Source organism: Pseudomonas mandelii, assembly GCF_002251635.1.
In the GTDB taxonomy this organism is placed as follows: Bacteria; Pseudomonadota; Gammaproteobacteria; order Pseudomonadales; family Pseudomonadaceae; genus Aquipseudomonas; species Aquipseudomonas mandelii_B.
In genome coordinates this window covers 14,658-35,800 of sequence record NZ_NMOJ01000002.1, presented here as the reverse complement: position 1 = coordinate 35,800, position 21,143 = coordinate 14,658, and the positions used below count along the sequence as shown (strand labels likewise).

Here is a 21,143-nt window from a genome sequence, read left to right as displayed (position 1 = left end):
GCAAGTTGTACAAAAACAACAAGATCGGAGAAGCCCCATGAACATCGCTGTTGAAACACCTCTGCACACGCCAACTGCTCAACTCGCGGCTTGGGTCGAAAACCTCGGCGAGCGTCTCACCCAACGTGATGTGGACGGCGTACTGGAACTGTTTGCCGAAGAGTGTCACTGGCGTGACCTGCTACTTTTCAGCTGGAACCTGGTGACCCTCGAAGGCAAGCCTGCCATCCGAGACATGCTCGAAGCACGCCTCGACCAGACTCGTCCTGAGCGATGGAAACTGGAAGGTGAAGCGACGCTGAATGACGGTGTGCTCGAAGGTTGGATCAGCCTGGAAACCGAAGCGGCGCGAGGTAAAGGCTACGTTCGCCTAAAAGACGGTGTGTGCTGGACGCTGTTGACAGCCATGCGCGAGCTCAAAGGCTTTGAAGAACCCAGTGGCCGCCGTCGTCCAATGGGTGCAAGTCATGGTCACACCCACGCCGACAAACGCAACTGGTTAGAGCGTCGCCAAGATGAAGAAGCTTCGCTAGGCATTACCACCCAACCTTACTGCCTGATCGTTGGTGGCGGCCAAGGTGGGCTGGGGCTCGCTGCGCGGCTCAAGCGAATGGGCGTGCCAACTCTGATCGTCGACAAAGCCGAGCGTCCTGGAGATCAGTGGCGCGGTCGCTACAAGTCGCTGTGCCTGCACGACCCTGTCTGGTACGACCATATGCCTTACCTGCCCTTCCCCGATCACTGGCCAGTCTTCACCCCAAAAGACCAGATTGGCGACTGGCTGGAAATGTACACCAAAGTCATGGAGCTCAATTATTGGCCGCGTACCGAATGCGTGAGTGCCAACTTTGACGAGCAAAGTGGCACCTGGAAGGTTGAAGTGCAGCGCGATGGCGAGCGTGTGACTTTACAGCCCACCCAGTTGATCCTCGCCACTGGCATGTCTGGCGTCCCCAACGTTCCTGTTTACCCGGGTGCTGAGATTTTCAAGGGCCAGCAGCACCATTCCAGCCGCCACCCAGGCGGGGACGCCTGGCGCGGCAAGCGCGCGGTTGTCATCGGTGCCAACAACTCTGCTCACGATATCTGCGCCGACTTGGTGGAGAACGGTGTCGAGGTGACCATGGTGCAGCGCTCCAGCACCCACATCGTACGCTCCGACAGCTTGATGGAGCTGGTCTTCGGCGGGCTCTACTCTGAAGACGCCCTGGAGACAGGCTTGACCACCGACAAGGCTGACATGCTATTCGCCTCTATCCCCTACAAAGTGATGCCAAGCTTCCATCAACCCATCTTTGAAGCGATCAAGGAGCGTGACAAGGACTTTTACGAGCGCTTGACCAAGGCCGGCTTCATGCTCGATTTCGGTGATGACGAATCTGGCCTTTTCATGAAGTACGTCCGCCGTGGTTCTGGTTACTACATCGACGTCGGCGCCTGCGAACTCATCGCTAATGGCACGATCAAGCTCAAAAGCGCGCCAGGCCTGGGTGTCGAACGCATCGAAGCAGATGCCGTCGTCCTCAACGATGGCAGCCGCCTACCTGCAGATCTGATCGTCTACGCCACGGGCTATGGCTCAATGAATGGGTGGGCGGCGAAGCTGATTTCCCAGGAAGTCGCTGACAAGGTCGGCCGTTGCTGGGGACTGGGGTCTGGAACCACGAATGATCCTGGTCCGTATGAGGGCGAATTGCGCAACATGTGGAAGCCCACACAGCAGGAAAACCTCTGGTTCCACGGTGGCAACCTGCACCAGTCACGGCATTATTCGCTGTATCTGGCGTTGCAGTTAAAGGCGCGCTTCGAAGGCATCGACACATCCATCTACGGCCTTGCAAAGAGTCATCACGCTGGCTTCAATGATGCTGGCTCAATTTCCGTAGCCGTCAATCGGCACGGAAGCGCTGGCAAAGCGATTCTTGAAAATGCGCCAACAGAAAATCGATGAACACCCGTGTTTTGGCCGGCAACGATTTTTTGGAAGAGTAGTAAACCGAGACCACGCCTAGATCTACATACCAATCTGGCAATAAGCGAATCAGCTCACCGCGTTGCAACCAGGGCCACGCGCGGTCCAAAGGAAGCAACGCGACGCCTAGCCCCATCACAGCACAGCTGCACAGCGCTTCCGGGTCGTTCATGATGGCTGTTGGTTTTAGGTTGAGGTCGAACCGCCCTTCCCCATGATCACGAAGCGTCCAGTTCAGCAAACGCCCTGAGTTGGTCGAACGCATTACGATGCCATCAACCCCCTGCAACTCGCTGGGCACAGCGGGTAGCGGCTTGCCTTCCAGCCATGACGGAGCAGCGACAGCCACGAGATGAAGTTTGGCCAGTTCTCGTGCCACGACGCCAGGTGACAATTCCATGCCACCACCGATAGCGACATCAAACCCTTCACCGATCAAATCCACGCGACGGATTTCTAAATGCCAATCCGGCACCACAGCGGGGTAACGCTGCTTAAAGGTCTTGAGCAATGGCAATACATAATCGTAAGCGAATGACGGTGACAAATTGACCCGCAATCGCCCTGCGGGGACTTCTCGGGCTTCGCCTATCTGATGGATGGCGCCCTGGATGGTTTCCAGGCCTTCCGCTACCTGTTGGTAAAACAACTCTCCCGCCTCGGTGAGGGTGAGACTTCGCGTGCTGCGGTGAAACAACCGCGTACCCAGATTGGCTTCAAGCCGCGCCACATTCTTACTCACGGCAGCAGAGGAAACCCCCATCCGCCGAGCCGCTTCGGAAAAGCTGCTGGCTTCCGCGGCACGGACGAAGGATTCAAGATTACCCAGGGTTTCCATGATCATCTCCAACTTTTGGTTGAAGCTGATTCTACCCATTGAAGACTAATTAAACCTTGATGCTTTGGTCATGATGGGCTTCCTCCTGATTACCTAGATAGGAAAGCAAGCATCATGGCTAAAATTCTCGTTACTGGCGCGACAGGCAGATTGGGCAATGCAGTCTTGCGTTCACTGGTACAAAAAATCCCGGCGTCAGATGTTTTGGCAATGGCACGTGATATTGAAAAGGCTGAGCCTCTGTCTGCATTAGGTATAGAAGTGCGCTACGGGGATTACACCGATTACGATTCGTTGGTTGCGGCATTCGAAGGCGTAGAAAAAATCTACTTGGTGTCAGCCGTAGCGTTCAGTGATCGTCTTGCCCAACATAAAAACGTGATCGATGCCGCCGGCCGGGCGGGTGTTCGCCATGTGGTTTACACCAGTATTCAACGGATCAACGATGAGCTGGCACCTATTGAAGGAGTGACGGAGAGCGATATAGCGACCGAGCGACTGCTTGAAAAGTCGGGCCTCACGTACACGATTGTTCAACATCCGCTGTACGCTAACGATTTGCCCTTCCTCATCGGCGCCGACGCGGCAAAAGAAGGCTTCAGTGCCCCAACAGGTCAAGGTCGAGCTAGCTTCGCCACATACGCCGAGTTGGCAGAGGCCGGTGCCGCACTATTAACCCAAACAGGGTATGAAAACCGCACTTGCCTGCTGAATGCGGGACAGACGTGGTCATTCCAGGACATCGCTGATGAGTTGGCTCGACTCTCGGGAAAGCCGATTGATTACCAGCCAATTTCCACTCAAGCATTCATCGCCGCTCGAGAGGCTGACGGCTGGCCAGCCTCAGTCGCGAAATTTCTCAGCGGCTGGGGTAATGCCATTGATAAAGGCGCTTTCGATCAGAGCAGTCCTGCCCTTGAAAAACTGCTGGGACGCAAGCCGAAAGATCTTGAGGGCATTCTACGGGTAGCCTTCTCTCTATAAGTATTCATCCTTCGATCCCTCCCATCTCTTGTAGCAACCGCTGGAGAAACGCCAAGCCGTTTAACCCCACTTTCTGCACCTAACCATTTTCTGTACGCCGGCAAGACTCCGGCAAAGCAGGCTGTGATCAGGTTCGGAAAGCCTGGAGGCATACAATCCCCAAAAGGTACAACCCGTCCATATCCTTTAGGGTGTAGTTTTTTCCGTAGTGTTTGGCGTTACGAACTGCCGTATCGGTCAAAGGCATGGGTACATCCCCTCGTCTCGTTCGATTGAGGAGAGATGTACGGGTCCGGCGATGCTTCATCTATCTGGAAACTGCAACGAGCAAAACCCGGATTTCGAGGTACTTATTGATGTACTTAAAATTCGTGGCTGCTGGTAGATTTCGATAGAAATCGCAGGAACGAAAAAAGAGGCCGAAGCCTCTATTTTCTAGCTTTGCAGCGCTCAATGGAGCTCTGCAAAACAACATCTGGAGCGGGAAACGAGACTCGAACTCGCGACCCCGACCTTGGCAAGGTCGTGCTCTACCAACTGAGCTATTCCCGCGTCTTGGTGGTGTGCATTCTATAGAATCCAGAACCCCCGTCAACCCCTTGATTCAAAAAAGTTTTATTTCTTTTCCACGTCGGTCTTCAGATGCGGCCAGGCAGCCCGCAGGTATTGGACCATGGACCATAATGTCAGTCCGGCAGACACCAGCAGCAAGGCATAACCGATCAAGACCCAGAAGGTAAAGTCCGATGGATTGGCCAGCAGAATCACCAACGCGAGCATCTGCGCGGCGGTTTTCCATTTGCCCATGTTGGAAACGGCCACGTGGGCGCGGGCGCCGATTTCGGCCATCCATTCGCGCAGGGCCGAGACGACAATCTCGCGGCCGATAATCACCGCGGCCGGCAGGGTCAGCCACAGGTTGCCGTGTTCCTGCACCAGCAGGACCAGGGCGACGGCCACCATCAGTTTGTCGGCCACGGGATCAAGGAAAGCCCCGAACGGTGTACTTTGCTCCAGACGACGGGCCAGATAACCGTCCAGCCAGTCTGTGGCGGCGGCAAATGCGAAGACCGAGGCGGAGGCCAGGTAGCTCCATTCGTAAGGCAAATAGAACAACAAAATGAAAATCGGAATGAGCAGGACGCGTAGAACGGTAATCAGATTAGGGATATTCATCGGCACAACTGGCTACGAGGTGAGAAGGCATTCTACTCGCTGTGCAGACTTGCATAAATCAACTCAGCGAGCTTTTTACTGATCCCGGGTGCTTTGGCGATCTCTTCGATGCTGGCACGAGACAGCTCCTGCAATCCACCAAAATGTTTTAACAAATCGCGGCGACGTGTCGGTCCGACGCCTGCAACGCCCTCAAGCGTCGAGGTGCGCCGGGTTTTTCCACGTCGGGCACGGTGCCCGGTAATGGCGAAACGGTGGGCCTCATCGCGAATCTGTTGAATCAGATGCAGCGCGGGGGAATCACCGCGCAAGGTAAATTCGTGGGCGGCGTCGTTGAGGTACAGGGTTTCAAAACCGGCCTTGCGCGTCGCGCCCTTGGCCACGCCCAGCAGAATCAGATCAGGCACCGCCAGCTCATTGAGCACGTCGCGGGCCATCGACAGCTGACCCTTGCCACCGTCTACCAGCAGGATATCGGGGAGTTTGCCCTCCCCGTCCTTCAATTTGCTGAAGCGCCGCGTGAGGGCCTGGTGCATGGCGGCGTAGTCATCGCCGGCGGTGACGCCTTCGATGTTGTAGCGCCGGTAATCGGATTTGATCGGTCCTTCCGGCCCGAACACCACGCAGGACGCCACGGTGGCTTCGCCGCTGGAGTGGCTGATGTCGTAGCACTCCAGGCGCTGGGGCGGCTCGTCCAGGTTAAGGACTTCTGCCAAGGCATCGAAACGCGCAGCGACGTGTTGACGGTTGGCCAGCCTCGCGCCCAACGCCTGCTCGGCATTGGTGACCGCCAATTGTTGCCAGCGTGCTCGCGTACCACGTACCCGATGGCTGATGGTCAACTCGCGACCGCGCAGCTCTTCAATGGCCGTAATCAGGGTCGGAAAGTCCTCGTGGACCACGTTGACGATCAGTTCGCTCGGTAAGTCGCGCTCAGGACTGGTAATGAAGTACTGGCCGAGAAAGGCAGCCATGACCTCGGAAACGTCTTCGTCGATGCCGACCTGAGGAAAGAAGTTCTTACTGCCCAGCACCCGCCCACCGCGCACGCTGATCAGGTGAACACAGGCACCGCCCGGATTGACGAATGCAGCGATCACATCGATATCGCCGGTGCCGCCTTCCATGCTTTGTTGGTCCTGGACTCGACGCAGCAGTGAAATCTGGTCACGCAACTCGGCGGCGCGCTCGAACTCGAGGTTGATCGCCGCCTCTTCCATGCCCGCAGACAACTCGTCCGTCAGTGCATTGCTGCGGCCTTCAAGGAACATCACCGAGTGGCGAACGTCCTCGGCATACACTTCGGGCTCCACCAGCCCGACGCACGGGGCCTTGCACCGCTTGATCTGGTATTGCAGACAAGGGCGCGTACGGTTTTTGTAGAAGCTGTCTTCGCACTGACGCACGAAAAAGGTCTTTTGCAGCAGGCTCAGGCTTTCGCGGATTGCGCCGGCGCTGGGGTATGGACCGAAATACTTGCCCTTCNCCTTTTTCGCACCACGATGGATGCTCAGACGAGGGAACTGGCCATCCGAGAGAAAGACGTAAGGGTAGGATTTATCGTCACGCAGCAGAATATTGTAGGGCGGCCGCCACTCCTTGATCAGCGTCTGCTCAAGCAGCAGCGCTTCGGTTTCATTGGCGGTGATGGTGGTTTCGACCTGGGCGATACGCGCCACCAGGGCGGCGGTTTTCGGCGCAAGACCGGTCTTGCGAAAGTAGCTCGCCAGACGGCTTTTCAGGTTCTTGGCTTTGCCCACATAAAGCAGGCGTGCCTCGCTGTCGAACATGCGGTACACGCCGGGGCGNCCACTGACGGTCGACAGAAAAGCGCCTGGATCGAAGACTTCGGTCATTTCAGAGGCTGGCATCGACCATGCCGTGACGCACCGCCAACAGNGTCAGTTCAACATCACTGCTGATGGCGAGCTTCTCGAAAATGCGATAGCGGTAGGTGTTGACGGTTTTGGGCGACAGGCAGAGCTTGTCGGAAATGATCTGGACTTTCTGACAGCCGACAATCATCAATGCGATCTGGATCTCGCGTTCCGACAGCGCGTCGAAGGGCGAATCGTTGGTCGGCTGAAAGGATTTGATCGCCAGTTGCTGTGCAATCTGAGGGCTGATGTAGCGTTGCCCGGCAAACACCAGGCGAATGGCCTGGACCATTTCCGGCAACCCGGCGCCCTTGGTCAGATAACCCGCGGCACCGGCCTGCAGGAGCCGCGTAGGAAACGGATCTTCCTCACACACGGTGACCGCGACGACTTTGATGTCCGGATGACTGCGCAATAACTTGGTAGTGGCACCAAGACCGCCGATCCCAGGCATCTTGACGTCCATCAAAACCACATCGGGTTTCAACTCCCGGGCCTTGATCAGGGACTCCTCCCCCGACTCGGCCTGACCGACTACTTGCAGGCCATCGATGTCAGCCAGCATTCGTGTAATGCCTGTACGAACGAGATCATGGTCATCGACTACTAGCACCCTAATCAAGCAGACACCTCGCGATATGGTCTTATAGGTTGCTGAACACCTTAGCAAAAAGCGACTGGCAGACCTAGCGGCAAGCGCTATATAAAAAGTTTCAATACATCTTGAAAGGCTTGTCGCTAGCGTGTTTCAGCGACGCAGCTCATCGACATCGCGCTGCATTCTCAGGAAACACTCATCTTGGCCAACTACCTTCAGCCCCTTTCTCTCGTACAGCGCTTTGGCCGGATTCGTTTCAAAAACTGTCAGGCGTAACGCCGGACGCCGTTCCTTGCACGCCATGGCAAATACCTGATCGATCGCCCAGGAACCGGCACCCCGCCCCTGAAATGCTTCGAGCACGTGCAATTCTCGGATGTACACGGCTCTGGCGTCGCGACTCAAGCTCACATAACCCTGCAAGACATCGTCACGGACGATCAACCAGTTCTCACGCCCGGCCCAGGCGACATCGAAGGCCTCGTCCTGCCACAGCAGATCATGCTGAATGTAATAGCGAAGCATGTTGCGACAGGTCAGGTCGCGGGCGAATTCCAGATCCCGGGCGGTTGCGGGACGCAACTCAAAACCCATCAAGCCTCCAGGACCTTCAGGATTTNGTGTCGTCATGTTTCGTCCTTATGAGGTGACAGGTTGGGCGGAACACGAAGTGTGTCATAAACCCTGATGCACTCAAGCGATAGGAAACGCCGCCGGTGCCCGATAGCATTTTCTGATTGAAACCGCGCACCGGCCTCTAGTAAGCTCGGCGCATTCATCGGAGACAGACCATGTTCAACGCCCTCTCACAGCTTCGTACCGCCAGCGCCTCGCGCTCGGTTGCGGCTGCCCGGGCGACTGACGTGTGTGCTCCGGTCAGCTTTTATTTTGGGTATTGGTTTAGCCACTGGCGCGCCTGATACCNAAACGGCGCCCACTACTCAAGGGGTCGCCTACCAGAGAAATCTAACCCCCGGTCGGCTCCCCGACCGGGGGTTTTGTTTTTTCAAGCCTTAATTATTTTGCATCACACCAGACAACCAGAGGATTCACGAAATGAACTACGCCACTTATTACCGTTACGACACTTTTTCTGCATGGCGATTTAGCAAGCTCCGTTCGGGACAGCCTGCCGCCTCCGATCGGTCACCTATTGGTGGCAAGCCAACACACGCAGCCAATACGGCCAATTGTCGAACACCCCAGTAGGGCAGAGCGTGCGGGAACAGCCCGCCGCTTGCCCAGGAAGCCTTGAATATGAACTCCTCCNTCTCTGCTCTGCCGCTGTCCACCTTGAGTTCCGCCAATGAAGCGCTGACCCTGCGTCTGCCCAGCTCGTTGCAACTCAAGCAGCAACTGCCCCTCAACAACGCCCTGACCCGGCAAGTCGCTGCCCACCGCGACGCGGTTCGCGCGATCCTCAACGGTGAAGATTCCCGTCTGCTGGTCGTCGTCGGCCCTTGCTCGATTCACGATCCCCAGTCCGCGCTCGAATACGCTACCAACCTCGCTCGCCTCGCCACCGAAGTCAGCGACCAGCTGTTGCTGGTAATCCGTGCCTACGTCGAAAAACCGCGCACCACCATCGGTTGGAAAGGCCTGGCCTACGACCCGCACCTGGACGGCAGCGACGACATGGCCGCCGGCCTCACGCTGTCCCGCGAGCTGATGCGCGAAATGCTGCGCCTGGGATTGCCGGTCGCCACNGAACTATTGCAACCGATGGCGGCCGGCTACTTCGACGACCTGCTGAGCTGGGTCGCCATCGGCGCCCGCACCACTGANTCACAGATCCACCGCGAAATGGCCAGCGGCCTGGGCATGCCGGTCGGGTTCAAGAACGGCACCGATGGCGGCGTGGCTGTTGCCAGCGATGCCATGCGCTCGGCCGCCCACCCGCATCGTCATTTCGGTGTCGACAGCCAGGGGCATCCTGCGATCATTCAAACCCCTGGCAATCCCGACACCCATCTGGTGTTGCGCGGTGGTCATCGCGGGCCAAACTACGATCGCGACAGCGTCGCCCAAATAAACAGCGACTTGACCCGACTGAAGATCCCCGCGCGGATTATGGTCGACTGCAGCCACGCCAACAGCGGCAAAGACCCTGCACGTCAGCCCGCCGTGTTCAACGATGTACTTGAGCAGCGCCTGCAAGGCGATCGATCGCTGATCGGCATGATGGTCGAGAGCCATTTGTTCGAAGGCTGCCAGCCCTTGAGCCCATCGCTGCGCTACGGCGTATCGGTGACTGATGGCTGCCTTGGCTGGACCGGAACGGAACACCTGTTGCGTCAGGCAGCCGACCGGCTGCGGGCACAGAACGGCGTACAACGACCGGCATAACCACCGCTGACCTTCCAGCCCTCGATTCGAGGGCTGGGCGTCTGAAAAGCGAATCGGTTGACAGGTAAACGGCCTAGGCACAGTAGGCCGTTGCATTGATGCGCTCGGCGAACGACAAAAAGATGTCCAAATATTCCGAACAGGACCTCACGCTCTTTCGAACTTTCCTACATTTTCTATACCTTTTTCATCAGCTTACAGCGGATTCCTCATACATCGCCGAGCAGCTGGTGTGCTTTAGAGTGAGCCCATATTCACCTCTCTGAACCACCGCGAAAAAGGAATGAACATGCTACGGAATGCAACCACACAGTATCCAATCCTGCTGATCCACGGGCTCTTCGGCTTTGATCGCATTGGCAAAGTCGAACTCTTCCATGACGTCAAGCAGGCCCTCAGAAGTGCTGGCGCAAGAGTGTTTATCCCCCACCTCTCGGCTACCCAAAGCAACGAAGTGCGTGGTGACCAACTGTTGGCACAGATCGAACGGGTGCTGGAAGGAACCGGCGCCCATCAGGTCAACCTGATCGGTCATAGCCAGGGTGCCCTCGCGGCACGTTACGCCGCGGCCATTGCCCCGGAGATCGTCGCGTCGGTGACCTCGGTCAGCGGCCCGAACCACGGCTCGGAACTGGCCGATTTCCTGCGCAAGGCCCTCACACCGGGACGCCTGCCGGAACACGTTGCGGCCACGGTTGCCACGCTGTTTGCTGACTTTCTGTCGTTGCTCAGCGGTCATCAGCACATGCCGCAGAACGCCATCGCGGCGCTCAACGCCCTGACCACCGAAGGTGTGGGCGCGTTCAACGACAAATACCCGCAAGGCCTGCCGAAAACCTGGGGCGGCAAGGGACGCGAGCTGGTGAACGGCGTGCGTTATTACTCCTGGAGCGGGACATTGCAGGGTGACCTTCTCGATAAAGGGCTGGAGGCGATCAGTCCGCTGCACGGTTTCCTCCAGGCCTTCTCTCGCTACTTCACCACCGAGGCGGAACAAAATGACGGCATGGTTGGCCGCTACAGCTCCCATTTAGGCAAAGTCATCCGTTCCGACTATCCGCTGGATCATCTGGACAGCCTCAGTCAAACCGCCGGCCCGCTGCGCAAGGGCATCGACCCGATTGCCTTGTATGTGCAGCATGCCGAACGCCTGAGAAATGCCGGCCTATAATCTGTCCGGAACTTTGACGAGAAATAGGCCACTGAATCCGGTAGGCTCCGCACTTTACTGAACATTGAAAGGAGAATTTTCCATGGCTAAAGCCACCGCCCGTCACATCCTCGTTTCCACTGAAGACAAGTGCAACGAACTCAAAGCCCAGATCGAAGGCGGCGCCGATTTCGCAGAAATCGCCAAAGCCAACTCCAGCTGCCCATCCAGCCGCGACGGCGGCAACCTGGGCTCGTTCGGCCCAGGCCAAATGGTTAAAGAGTTCGACACCGTCGTCTTCAGCGCCCCGGTCAACACCGTGCAAGGCCCGGTGAAAACCCAGTTCGGTTATCACCTGCTGGAAGTCACCAGCCGCCAGGACTGATCAACGCTCTGATATTCTGCACAACGGCCCGCCTTTTGGTGGGCCGTTGTGTTTCGGATACGTAATACGGCTGGCGAGGGACGCGCCGCTAGCGTACAAATTGCGGTTATCGACCACCCGGCTCTAAGGCTGACAATGCGACTGGCTTTCCCCACTTTGTTGTTCACTGCCGTGGCCCTGCTATTGGGTGCCGCCGGTGTGAATGCAGCACCGCAACATGCGTTGACCGTGTACGGCGAACCGGCGAAGTACCCCGCCGGCTTCAGTCATTTCGCCTACGCCAACCCTAACGCCCCCAAAGGCGGCAGCCTGCGCCGCTCGGCCATCGAGATCGGGCGTTTCGACCATGTGTTGCCGTATATCGACAAAGGCATCGGCGTCTCCCAGGTCGACGGCTGGCTGTACGCCCCGCTGGCCCAGCGTTCGCTGGATGAGCCCTACACGGTGTACGGCCTGGTGGCACAGAAAATGGAGCGTTCCGACGACGGTTTGTCGCTGCGCTTCTACTTGGACCCGAAGGCACGTTTCGCCGACGGCAAGCCGATCACCGCCGAAGATGTGCGCTACAGCTTCGACCTGCTGATGACCCAAGGCAGCCTGCGCTTTCGCACCCTGTTCGCCGACGTCAAGCACGTCGAGGTCGAAGCGCCGCTAACGGTCCGGTTCGACTTCAAGAGCAACGAAAACCGCACCCTGCCCCTCGACATCGCCACGTTGCCGGTATTTCCCGAACACTGGTGGAAGACCCGCGACTTTGCTAATGGCGGTGGTTATGAGGCGCCATTGGGCAGCGGTCCTTATAAGGTGGGCAAGGTCGACTCCGGTCGCAGCATCACCTTTGAGCGCAACGCCAACTGGTGGGGCAAGGATTTGCCGGTCAGCCGCGGCCTCTACAACTTCGATCATTTCAGCATCGAGTACTTCGGCGATACCGACGTCGCGCGCCAGGTCCTGCGTGGCGGAGCCTACGACTACAACCGCGAATTCTCCGCGACCGGTTACTCCATCGGCTACGAAAGCCCGGCCCTGAGCGATGGTCGCCTGCAAAAAGCGCATCTGGCCACAGAAGCCCCGCAATCGGCCCAGGGGTTTGTCTTCAATCTGCAAAACCCGATGTTCCAGGACCGCCGAGTGCGCCAGGCCCTGGCCATGCTCTGGGATTTCGAGTGGAGCAATCGGCAGATGATGCGCGACCTGTACATCCGCCAGCAGAGCTTCTTTTCCAACACCGACCTCGCCGCCCGCAAGCTGCCGGACGCGGGAGAGCTGGCCATTCTCGAACCGCTGCGTGGGCAGATCCCCGACGAAGTCTTCACCAAAGTCTTTGAAGCACCGAAAACCGATGGCAGCGGTGTGATTCGCGACAAACAGCTGCAAGCGCTGGACTTACTCGAGCAGGCCGGCTGGAAACCCGACGGCGACCAACTGGTCAACGCCGAGGGCACGCCGTTGAGCTTCACTTTTCTGGTCAGCCAGAACGGCATGGACCGATTGCTCTTGCCCTACAAGCGCACCTTGAAACAGATCGGTATCGACCTGAACATTCGCCGCATCGACTCGTCCCAGTACGTGAATCGCCTGATGAGCCGCGATTACGACATGATCGTCACCGGCTACCCGGTCACCACTTCACCCGGTGGCGAGCTGTTCAACTACTTTGGTTCGATCTCAGCCAACGATCCCGGCGCGAATAACTACATGGTGTTGAAAGACCCGGCCGTCGACACCCTGATCAACGGCCTGGTCAAGGCCAACACCCACGCCCAGATGCTGCGTTACGCCCACGCACTCGACCGGGTGTTGCAATGGAACTACTACTGGATTCCCAACTATTACCCGCCGGGCACTTCGACGGTGTGGTGGAACCGGTTCGGCATGCCCGACGAGCAGGCCAGTAATGACGAAGCCATCGAAAGCTGGTGGGAAGTGAGCACCACGCCACTGACCAACCAGCAGATGACAGCCGAAAAAATCCGCCGTGGCACACCCGGAGGGCCGCATTGATGTGGGCTTACATACTGCGGCGCCTGCTGCTGATCATCCCGACGCTGGTGATCATCCTGCTGGTGAACTTCGTGATCGTACAGGCCGCACCGGGCGGTCCGGTGGAACAGGCCATCGCCCACTTGCAAGGCATCGGTGGCGCGAGTGTCGGCGGCGGCTCCGGCGAAACCCCATCCGGCACCTCCCGGGCCAGTCGCGGCCTCGACCCGCAACTGATCAAGGACATCGAAAAGCANTACGGCTTCGACAAACCGGCACCGGAACGCCTGTGGTTGATGCTCAAGAACTACGCCCAACTGGACTTCGGCAACAGCTTCTTCCGCGGCAAAACCGTGATCGACCTGATCCTGGAAAAAATGCCGGTGACCATTTCCCTGGGTTTATGGGCCACCTTGATTACCTACCTGGTGTCGATCCCCCTGGGCATTCGCAAAGCCGTGCGCCATGGCAGCAGCTTTGACGTGTGGAGCAGCACCGCCATCGTCATCGGCTACGCGATGCCGGCGTTCCTGTTTGCAATGTTCCTGATTGTGCTGTTCGCTGGTGGCACGTCGCTGAACTGGTTCCCGGTGCGCGGGCTGGTGTCGGAGAACTTCGATGAACTCAGCACCGTCGGCAAGATCGCCGACTACTTCTGGCACTTGGTGTTGCCGGTCACGGCGCTGGTGATCGGCGGGTTTGCCACCCTGACAATCCTCACCAAGAACTCATTCTTGAATGAAATCACCCGCCAGTATGTGGTCACGGCCCGCGCCAAAGGCTTGAGCGAACGACGCGTGCTCTACGGCCATGTGTTCCGCAACGCGATGCTGCTGGTGATCTCGGGGATTCCCCAGGCCTTTATCAGCGTGTTTTTCGCCGGTTCCCTGCTCATCGAAGTGATCTTCTCCCTCGATGGCCTGGGCCGCATGAGCTACGAGGCCGCCGTGTCCCGTGACTACCCGGTGGTGTTCGGCTCGCTGTTTATCTTCACCTTGTTCGGGCTCTTGATAAAACTCATCGGTGACCTCTGCTACACCCTGGTGGACCCGCGTATCGACTTCGCCGCGAGGAACGCCTGATGCTTAATTTATCCCCGGTGGCGCGTCGGCGTTTTGAGCGGTTCAAGAAAAACCGGCGCGGCTGGTGGTCGCTGTGGCTGTTTATCGGCCTGTTTATCCTGACCCTGGGCGGCGAATTGATCGCCAATGACAAACCGCTGGTGCTCAGTTATCAGGGCCAGTGGTATTTCCCGGTGTTCAAGCGCCACACCGAGCAGGAGTTTGGCGGGCAACTGCCATTTCAGGCCGACTACCGCAGTGACTACGTGCAAAAGCTGATCAAGCAGGACGGTGGCTGGATGCTGTTCCCGCCGATCCCGTTCAGCGATGACACGCCCAACTACGAACTGACCCGCCCTGCCCCNAGCCCACCCTCGNCNGTNAATTGGCTAGGCACCGACGACCAGTCCCGGGACGTCATGGCCCGGGTGATTTTCGGCGCACGGGTATCGATCCTGTTTGCGTTGATGCTGACCTTCGTCAGCGCATTGATCGGCATCGCCGCCGGCGCCTTGCAGGGTTACTACGGCGGCTGGGTGGATCTGCTTGGCCAGCGCATATTGGAGGTCTGGTCCGGATTGCCGGTGCTCTACCTGCTGATCATTCTGTCGGGCTTTGTCGAGCCGAATTTCTGGTGGCTGCTGGGGATCATGGCGCTGTTTTCCTGGCTGGCCCTGGTAGACGTGGTGCGCGCCGAGTTCCTGCGCGGGCGCAACCTGGAATACGTCAAGGCCGCCCGCGCATTGGGCCTGGGCGACGGCAAGATCATTCGCCGGCATATCCTGCCGAATGCCATGACCGCCACCCTGAGCTACCTGCCGTTTATTTTGACCGGGGCGATTTCCACCTTGAGCGCCCTGGATTTCCTCGGCTTCGGCATGCCGGCGGGCAGCGCGTCGCTGGGCGAGCTGATTGCCCAGGGCAAGCAAAACCTGCAAGCGCCGTGGCTGGGCTTGACGGCGTTTTTCACCCTGGCGCTGATCCTGTCGCTGCTGGTCTTTATTGGCGAGGCATTACGTGATGCCTTCGACCCACGTTCATGAGTGACTGCAGATGAACCTGATCGAAATCCGNGACCTCAGCGTGGCCTTCAATGGCCAGACAGTGGTGCGCAACCTGTGCCTGGACATCCATCCCGGCGAATGCCTGGCGTTGGTGGGCGAATCGGGCTCCGGCAAATCGGTGACCGCCCACTCGATCCTGCAACTACTGCCCGAGGCCGGCACCCGGACCACGGGCAGCATTCGCTATCGCGGCAAGGAATTGCTCGGTGCCCCGCCCCAGGTGTTGCGTGAACTGCGCGGCAACCGGATCGCGATGATCTTCCAGGAGCCAATGACCTCCCTCAACCCGTTGCACAGCATCGAAAAGCAAATCGGCGAAACCCTGCTGTTGCACAAGGGCCTGACGGGCAAGGCGGCCCAAGCGCGGATTCTGGAATTGCTGCAACTGGTGGGCATCCAGAAACCCAAAGAGCGGCTCAAGGCCTATCCNCATCAGCTGTCCGGCGGCCAGCGCCAGCGCGTGATGATCGCCATGGCCCTGGCCTGCGAGCCGGANTTGCTGATCGCCGACGAACCCACCACGGCGCTGGACGTGACCGTGCAGCGCAAGATCCTGCTGCTGCTCAAGTCCCTGCAACAACGGTTGGGCATGTCGCTGCTGCTGATCAGCCATGACCTCAACCTGGTGCGCAGCATTGCCCAACGCGTGTGCGTGATGAAGGCCGGGGAAATCGTCGAAGAGGCCACGTGCGAAACGATCTTCACTGAACCGAAACATCCCTACAGTTGCGTGCTGCTGAACGCCGAACCGGAAGGCGAAGCCCTGCCCCGGGACGAGCGCGAGAACGTGCTGGAGGTGGACAACCTGCGCGTGCAGTTTGCCCTCGGTGGCGGCTTGTTCCAGCGCAAGACCTACCTGAACGCAGTGGACGGCATCAGCCTCAGCGTGCAGCGCGGCAAGACCCTGGGGATTGTCGGCGAGTCCGGTTCAGGCAAGTCGACCCTGGGCCAGGCGATCCTGCGTTTGCTGGATTCCACCGGCAGCATCCGCTTCCAGGGCGAAGCCCTCGACCCCCTGAACAACCAGCAAATGCGCCCGTGGCGCAAGCAGATGCAGGTGGTGTTCCAGGACCCGTTCGGCAGCCTCAGCCCGCGTATGTCGGTGCAGCAGATCATCAGCGAAGGGCTTGAAGTGCATAGCCAGTTGACGGAGCAAGAGTGCAAAGCCGAAGTGATCCGTGCGCTGGAAGAAGTCGGCCTCGATCCACAAAGCCGCGATCGCTATCCCCACGAGTTCTCCGGCGGCCAACGTCAGCGCATCGCTATTGCCCGGGCGCTGGTACTGAAACCGGCGCTGATTCTGCTCGATGAACCGACCTCGGCACTGGATCGCACCGTGCAAAAACAAGTGGTCGCCCTGCTCCGCCAGCTTCAGGAAAAACACGGCCTGACCTACCTGTTTATCAGCCATGACCTGGCGGTAGTACGCGCCATGGCCCACGACATGATCGTGATCAAGGATGGCAAGGTGGTGGAGCGCGGCGCGAGCCATGATGTGTTCGAAGCGCCGCAGCATCCGTACACCAAAGAGCTGTTGGCGGCGGCGCATCAGCGGTAGGCATAGGACCGCGTCGCCTCAATCGCTAGCACGCCAGCTCCCACATTGAANCCNCGCTCCCACAGGGTTTTGTGTTGTTCCTGGAATTTGTGAACGACACAAAACCCTGTGGGAGCTAGCTTGCTAGCGATAGGGCCCTCCAAGACACTACATATTCTGGATCTGACCTCTATGAACACCACCGAAAGCCTCAAGGATTACCAGCGCGTTCGCCTGCTGGCGATCCGCTCGCTGTTCGAGATTATCGAGCAGTCCAGCGAAGGCACGGTGATTGTCGACCGTGACGCGAATATCGTGTGGATGAACGAGCGCTATGCCCGCCGCTTCGGTCTGGAGTCCGCCGAAGTGGCGATCGGCAAAGCGTGCGAAAGCGTGATACCTGGCAGCCTGTTGCGTGAGGTGGTTCGCACCGGCCGGCCGATCTTGCTGGATATGCAGGACACGCCGAAAGAACCGCTGGTGGTCATGCGCTTGCCGATCCACGACGACGCGGGCGCCGTGATTGGCGCCATTGGTTTTGCGCTGTTCGACGAATTGCACAGCCTGTCTCCGATGCTCAAACGCTACCTGAGCATGCAGGAAGAACTGGCCTCTACCCGCTCGTTGCTGCGGTCGCGGCAGACCAAATACAACTTCGCCCACTTCATCGGGACCAGCGCCGCCAGCCTGGAAGTCAAACGCCGCGCCCGGCGCAGTGCCAGTGCCGAGTCACCGGTGCTGTTGCTCGGCGAAACCGGCACCGGCAAAGAGCTGCTGGCCCAGGCGATCCATGGCGCCTCGCCGCGTGCGCACAAAGCCTTCGTCAGTATCAACAGCGCCGCGATTCCCCATGACCTGCTCGAAGCCGAGTTTTTCGGCACCGCGCCGGGCGCGTTTACCGGGGCCGACCGCAAGGGCCGCCCGGGTAAGTTGCAGATCGCCCAGGGCGGCACGCTGTTTCTCGATGAAATCGGTGATATGCCGCTGCCGCTGCAAAGCAAACTGCTGCGGGTGTTGCAGGAAAAGGAATTCGAGCCGGTCCGTTCCAATGAGGTCATCCAGAGTGATGTGCGAGTAATTGCAGCCACCTCCACCGATCTGGAAGCGGCGATCAAGCGCGGCGAATTTCGCGCTGATTTGTATTACCGCCTCAACGTGCTGCCGATCAACGTGCCGCCCCTGCGTGATCGTCTTGATGACTTGCCAGCGCTCAGTGAAGCGATCCTTGAAGAATTACGCAGCCAGCATGAGCTGAACACCGAAGCGTTGGATCTGCTGGGGCAACATGCGTGGCCGGGGAATATCCGTGAGTTGCGCAATGTGCTGGAACGCGCAGCGTTGTTGAGTGATGACCTGGTGCTGGATGCCAGGGAGATTCGCGCGGCAATCGGGACGTTTACGCCGGTGGAGCGTGTGGCGCCGGTCATTGAGGTGGTTGCGCATGAGACGTTCAGTGAGGCGCGGGAGCGGTTTGACCGGCAGTTGATTGAATCTGCCTTGGCTCAATGCGGGGGTAAGGTGATTGAAGCGGCGGCACGGTTGGGGCTGGGGCGGTCGACTTTGTACAAGAAGATGGTGGCGTTGGGGATTGCCGAGTCTCTATAAAGAGACATTGATCTCTTTTGGTAGATAGGGCCTCTTCGCGGGCAAGCCACGCTTCCACAGGTTATGTGTTTTCTGCGCAATCCTGGCCCAACGCAAAACCCTGCGGGAGCGTGGCTTGCCCGCGAAGACGTCCGCACAGTCGCAAAAATTCTCAAAACCGAGACAAATAATTTAAATTCGCCACAGCAACAGACAAATATCCTTATATATCAATATGTTGCACTCATGGCACGAATCTCGCTAAAGCCCTCTCCCACAAAAGATCCACCCTACAACAATAACAATCCGATTTGGAGACACACCATGAGTGTGATCATTGCCCTGGCAGCCCTCGCGCTGCTGATGCTGGCGGCCTACCGTGGCTACAGCGTCATCCTGTTTGCCCCCATCGCCGCCCTCGGCGCCGTGCTGCTCACCGACCCGTCCGCCGTCGCCCCTGCCTTTACCGGGGTGTTCATGGAAAAAATGGTCGGCTTTATCAAACTGTATTTCCCGGTGTTCCTGCTCGGCGCGGTGTTCGGCAAGCTGATCGAGCTGTCGGGCTTTTCGCGCTCGATTGTTGCCGCCGCGATCCGTTTGCTCGGCACACGCCAGGCGATGCTGGTGATCGTGCTGGTCTGCGCCCTGCTCACCTACGGCGGCGTGTCCTTGTTTGTGGTGGTGTTTGCGGTTTACCCGTTCGCAGCAGAGATGTTCCGCCAGAGCAATATCCCCAAGCGCCTGATCCCCGCGACCATCGCCCTCGGCGCGTTCTCGTTCACCATGGACGCCCTGCCGGGCACGCCGCAGATCCAGAACATCATCCCCAGCACGTTCTTCAATACCACCGCCTGGGCTGCGCCGTGGCTGGGCNTGATCGGCACCATCTTCGTGTTCTGCACCGGCATGCTGTTTCTCCAGCGCCAGCGCAACAAGGCCCAGGCCGCCGGTGAAGGTTATGGCACAGAACTGCGCAACGAGCCGGAGACCGCAGCCGACATCAAACTGCCGAATCCATGGATCGCCCTGTCGCCGTTGCTGGCCGTCGGCATCATGAACCTGCTGTTTACCCAGTGGATTCCGCAGTGGTATGGCAAGACCCACAGCCTGAGCTTGCCGGGCATGAGCGCGCCGGTGACCACCGAGATCGCCAAGCTCACGGCGATCTGGGCGGTGCAGGCGGCGTTGCTGGTGGGTATCGTCATGGTGCTGGTGTTCGGCTGGTCGGCGATTCGCGACAAGCTCGCCGAAGGCAGTAAAAGCGCGGTAAGCGGTGCGCTGCTGGCGGCGATGAACACCGCGTCGGAATACGGCTTTGGTGCGGTGATCGCCTCNTTNCCGGGCTTTCTGGTATTGGCCGACTGGCTCAAGGGCATCCCCAATCCGCTGGTCAACGAAGCGATCACCGTGACCCTGCTGGCCGGTATCACCGGTTCCGCCTCGGGCGGCATGAGCATCGCCCTGGCGGCCATGGCCAANNACTTCATCGCCGCGGCCCACGCTGCCAACATCCCGCTGGAAGTGCTGCACCGGGTNGCGGCCATGGCCAGCGGCGGCATGGACACCCTGCCCCACAACGGCGCGGTGATTACGCTGCTGGCGGTGACCGGCCTGACCCACCGCGAAGCCTACAAGGATATTTTCGGCATCACGATTATCAAGACCCTCGCGGTGTTCGTGGTGATCGGTACTTTCTACGCCACCGGCATTGTGTGAGGTTTACATGACGAACTTGAACGGCAAGACCGCCCTGGTCACCGGCTCCACCAGCGGCATCGGCTTGGGCATAGCGCTGAGCCTGGCCAAGGCCGGCGCCAACCTGATCCTCAACGGCTTCGGCGANGCGTCCAAAGTGATTGCCGAGGTTGAGCAATTCGGTGGCAAGGTCGGCCATCATCCAGCCGACGTCAGCGACCCGGCGCAGATCGCCGACATGCTGGCCTATGCCGAGCGCGAGTTCGGTGGCGTGGATATATTGGTCAATAACGCCGGCATTCAGCATGTGTCGGCGGTGGAGGATTTCCCGGTGGAACGCTGGGATTCGATCATCGCGATCAACCTGTCGTCGGTATTCCACAGCACGCGCTTGAGCCTGCCGGGCATGAAAGCCAAAGGCTGGGGGCGTATCGTCAATATCGCCTCGGTGCATGGCCTGGTCGGTTCGGTGGGTAAGGCCGCGTACGTGGCGGCCAAGCATGGCGTGATCGGCTTGACCAAGGTCGTCGGGCTGGAAACGGCAACGACGAATGTGACCTGCAACGCCATTTGCCCGGGCTGGGTGCTGACGCCGCTGGTGCAGAAGCAGATTGATGACCGTGCGGCCAACGGTGTTGATCCACAGCAGGCGCAGCATGATTTGCTCGCGGAGAAACAGCCGTCGCTGGAGTTCGTGACGCCGCCGCAGCTGGGTGAGTTGGTGTTGTTTCTGTGCAGCGAGGCCGGCGCCCAGGTGCGCGGCGCGGCGTGGAATATTGATGGTGGGTGGTTGGCGCAGTAACCGGTCAACCCCCTTGATGATCGTTCCCACGCTCTGCGTGGGAATGCAGCCCGGGACGCTCTGCGTCCAAAGAGCCGAACGCGGAGCGTCC

16 protein-coding genes, 1 tRNA gene and 2 pseudogenes are annotated in these 21,143 nt (G+C 58.9%); 12 read left to right on the top strand and 7 right to left on the bottom strand.

Annotated elements, in window-relative coordinates; genetic code table 11:
• Positions 1–37: 37 nt before the first annotated feature.
• Positions 38–1,858: pseudogene (locus B7L09_RS00215) on the top strand (NAD(P)/FAD-dependent oxidoreductase); the annotation flags it as partial.
• A 31-nt stretch (positions 1,859–1,889) separates the two neighbouring features.
• Here the strand turns inward: B7L09_RS00215 and B7L09_RS00210 are convergent.
• The gene (locus tag B7L09_RS00210; RefSeq protein WP_094467275.1) at positions 1,890–2,810 is read right to left on the bottom strand and encodes a LysR family transcriptional regulator; all 921 of its coding nucleotides are present in this window, start codon (positions 2,808–2,810) and stop codon (positions 1,890–1,892) included.
• 114 nt (positions 2,811–2,924) lie between these two features.
• Between B7L09_RS00210 and B7L09_RS00205 the strand changes: the two genes are divergently transcribed.
• Positions 2,925–3,794 carry an NmrA family NAD(P)-binding protein gene (locus tag B7L09_RS00205; protein ID WP_094467274.1) on the top strand — a complete coding sequence of 290 codons (870 nt, stop codon included), beginning with the start codon at positions 2,925–2,927 and terminating at the stop codon, positions 3,792–3,794.
• Between the two features lie 163 nt (positions 3,795–3,957).
• On the opposite strand, the pseudogene B7L09_RS32710 reads toward B7L09_RS00205, so the two are convergent.
• From B7L09_RS32710 to B7L09_RS00180, 6 genes and pseudogenes are all read right to left on the bottom strand, one after another.
• Positions 3,958–4,041 (bottom strand): annotated as a pseudogene (locus B7L09_RS32710) (Arm DNA-binding domain-containing protein); the annotation flags it as partial.
• Between the two features lie 229 nt (positions 4,042–4,270).
• Positions 4,271–4,346 (bottom strand) — tRNA-Gly (locus tag B7L09_RS00200).
• A 63-nt stretch (positions 4,347–4,409) separates the two neighbouring features.
• Complete coding sequence (gene pgsA, locus B7L09_RS00195) at positions 4,410–4,970, bottom strand: CDP-diacylglycerol--glycerol-3-phosphate 3-phosphatidyltransferase (RefSeq protein WP_094467273.1); 561 nt, start codon at positions 4,968–4,970, stop codon at positions 4,410–4,412.
• A 32-nt stretch (positions 4,971–5,002) separates the two neighbouring features.
• Positions 5,003–6,826, bottom strand: a complete 1,824-nt coding sequence (gene uvrC, locus B7L09_RS00190) for an excinuclease ABC subunit UvrC (protein WP_094467305.1) — start codon at positions 6,824–6,826, stop codon at positions 5,003–5,005.
• A 1-nt stretch (position 6,827) separates the two neighbouring features.
• Complete coding sequence (gene gacA / locus B7L09_RS00185; RefSeq protein ID WP_094467272.1) at positions 6,828–7,469, bottom strand: response regulator transcription factor GacA; 642 nt, start codon at positions 7,467–7,469, stop codon at positions 6,828–6,830.
• Between the two features lie 126 nt (positions 7,470–7,595).
• Positions 7,596–8,039, bottom strand: coding sequence for a GNAT family N-acetyltransferase (locus B7L09_RS00180; protein WP_094467271.1), 444 nt, complete (start codon positions 8,037–8,039; stop codon positions 7,596–7,598).
• 663 nt (positions 8,040–8,702) lie between these two features.
• On the opposite strand from B7L09_RS00180, the gene B7L09_RS00175 reads away from it, so the two are divergent.
• The 10 genes from B7L09_RS00175 to B7L09_RS00130 all read left to right on the top strand — a co-directional run bounded on the left by B7L09_RS00175 (position 8,703) and on the right by B7L09_RS00130 (position 21,052).
• Complete coding sequence (locus B7L09_RS00175) at positions 8,703–9,791, top strand: 3-deoxy-7-phosphoheptulonate synthase (protein ID WP_094467270.1); 1,089 nt, start codon at positions 8,703–8,705, stop codon at positions 9,789–9,791.
• Positions 9,792–10,080: 289 nt separating this feature from the next.
• Positions 10,081–10,962 (top strand): esterase/lipase family protein, encoded by an 882-nt coding sequence (locus tag B7L09_RS00170; RefSeq protein WP_094467269.1) that lies wholly within the window; start codon positions 10,081–10,083, stop codon positions 10,960–10,962.
• A gap of 82 nt (positions 10,963–11,044) precedes the next feature.
• On the top strand, positions 11,045–11,326 hold the full coding sequence (locus B7L09_RS00165; RefSeq protein ID WP_010210937.1) for a peptidylprolyl isomerase: 282 nt from the start codon (positions 11,045–11,047) through the stop codon (positions 11,324–11,326).
• 135 nt (positions 11,327–11,461) lie between these two features.
• Positions 11,462–13,330, top strand: coding sequence for an extracellular solute-binding protein (locus tag B7L09_RS00160; protein WP_094467268.1), 1,869 nt, complete (start codon positions 11,462–11,464; stop codon positions 13,328–13,330).
• Positions 13,330–14,391 (top strand): microcin C ABC transporter permease YejB, encoded by a 1,062-nt coding sequence (locus tag B7L09_RS00155; RefSeq protein ID WP_094467267.1) that lies wholly within the window; start codon positions 13,330–13,332, stop codon positions 14,389–14,391. Before B7L09_RS00160 ends, B7L09_RS00155 begins: the two co-directional genes overlap by 1 nt.
• Complete coding sequence (locus B7L09_RS00150; RefSeq protein ID WP_176457651.1) at positions 14,391–15,413, top strand: ABC transporter permease; 1,023 nt, start codon at positions 14,391–14,393, stop codon at positions 15,411–15,413. Before B7L09_RS00155 ends, B7L09_RS00150 begins: the two co-directional genes overlap by 1 nt.
• Positions 15,414–15,423: 10 nt before the next feature.
• Entirely contained in the window at positions 15,424–16,992 is a 1,569-nt protein-coding gene (locus B7L09_RS00145) for an ABC transporter ATP-binding protein (protein ID WP_438269283.1), read from the top strand.
• A gap of 171 nt (positions 16,993–17,163) precedes the next feature.
• Complete coding sequence (locus B7L09_RS00140) at positions 17,164–18,576, top strand: sigma-54 interaction domain-containing protein (protein WP_094467264.1); 1,413 nt, start codon at positions 17,164–17,166, stop codon at positions 18,574–18,576.
• 303 nt (positions 18,577–18,879) lie between these two features.
• Entirely contained in the window at positions 18,880–20,271 is a 1,392-nt protein-coding gene (locus B7L09_RS00135; protein ID WP_094467263.1) for a GntP family permease, read from the top strand.
• 7 nt (positions 20,272–20,278) lie between these two features.
• Complete coding sequence (locus B7L09_RS00130) at positions 20,279–21,052, top strand: 3-hydroxybutyrate dehydrogenase (protein ID WP_094467262.1); 774 nt, start codon at positions 20,279–20,281, stop codon at positions 21,050–21,052.
• Positions 21,053–21,143: the final 91 nt, after the last annotated feature.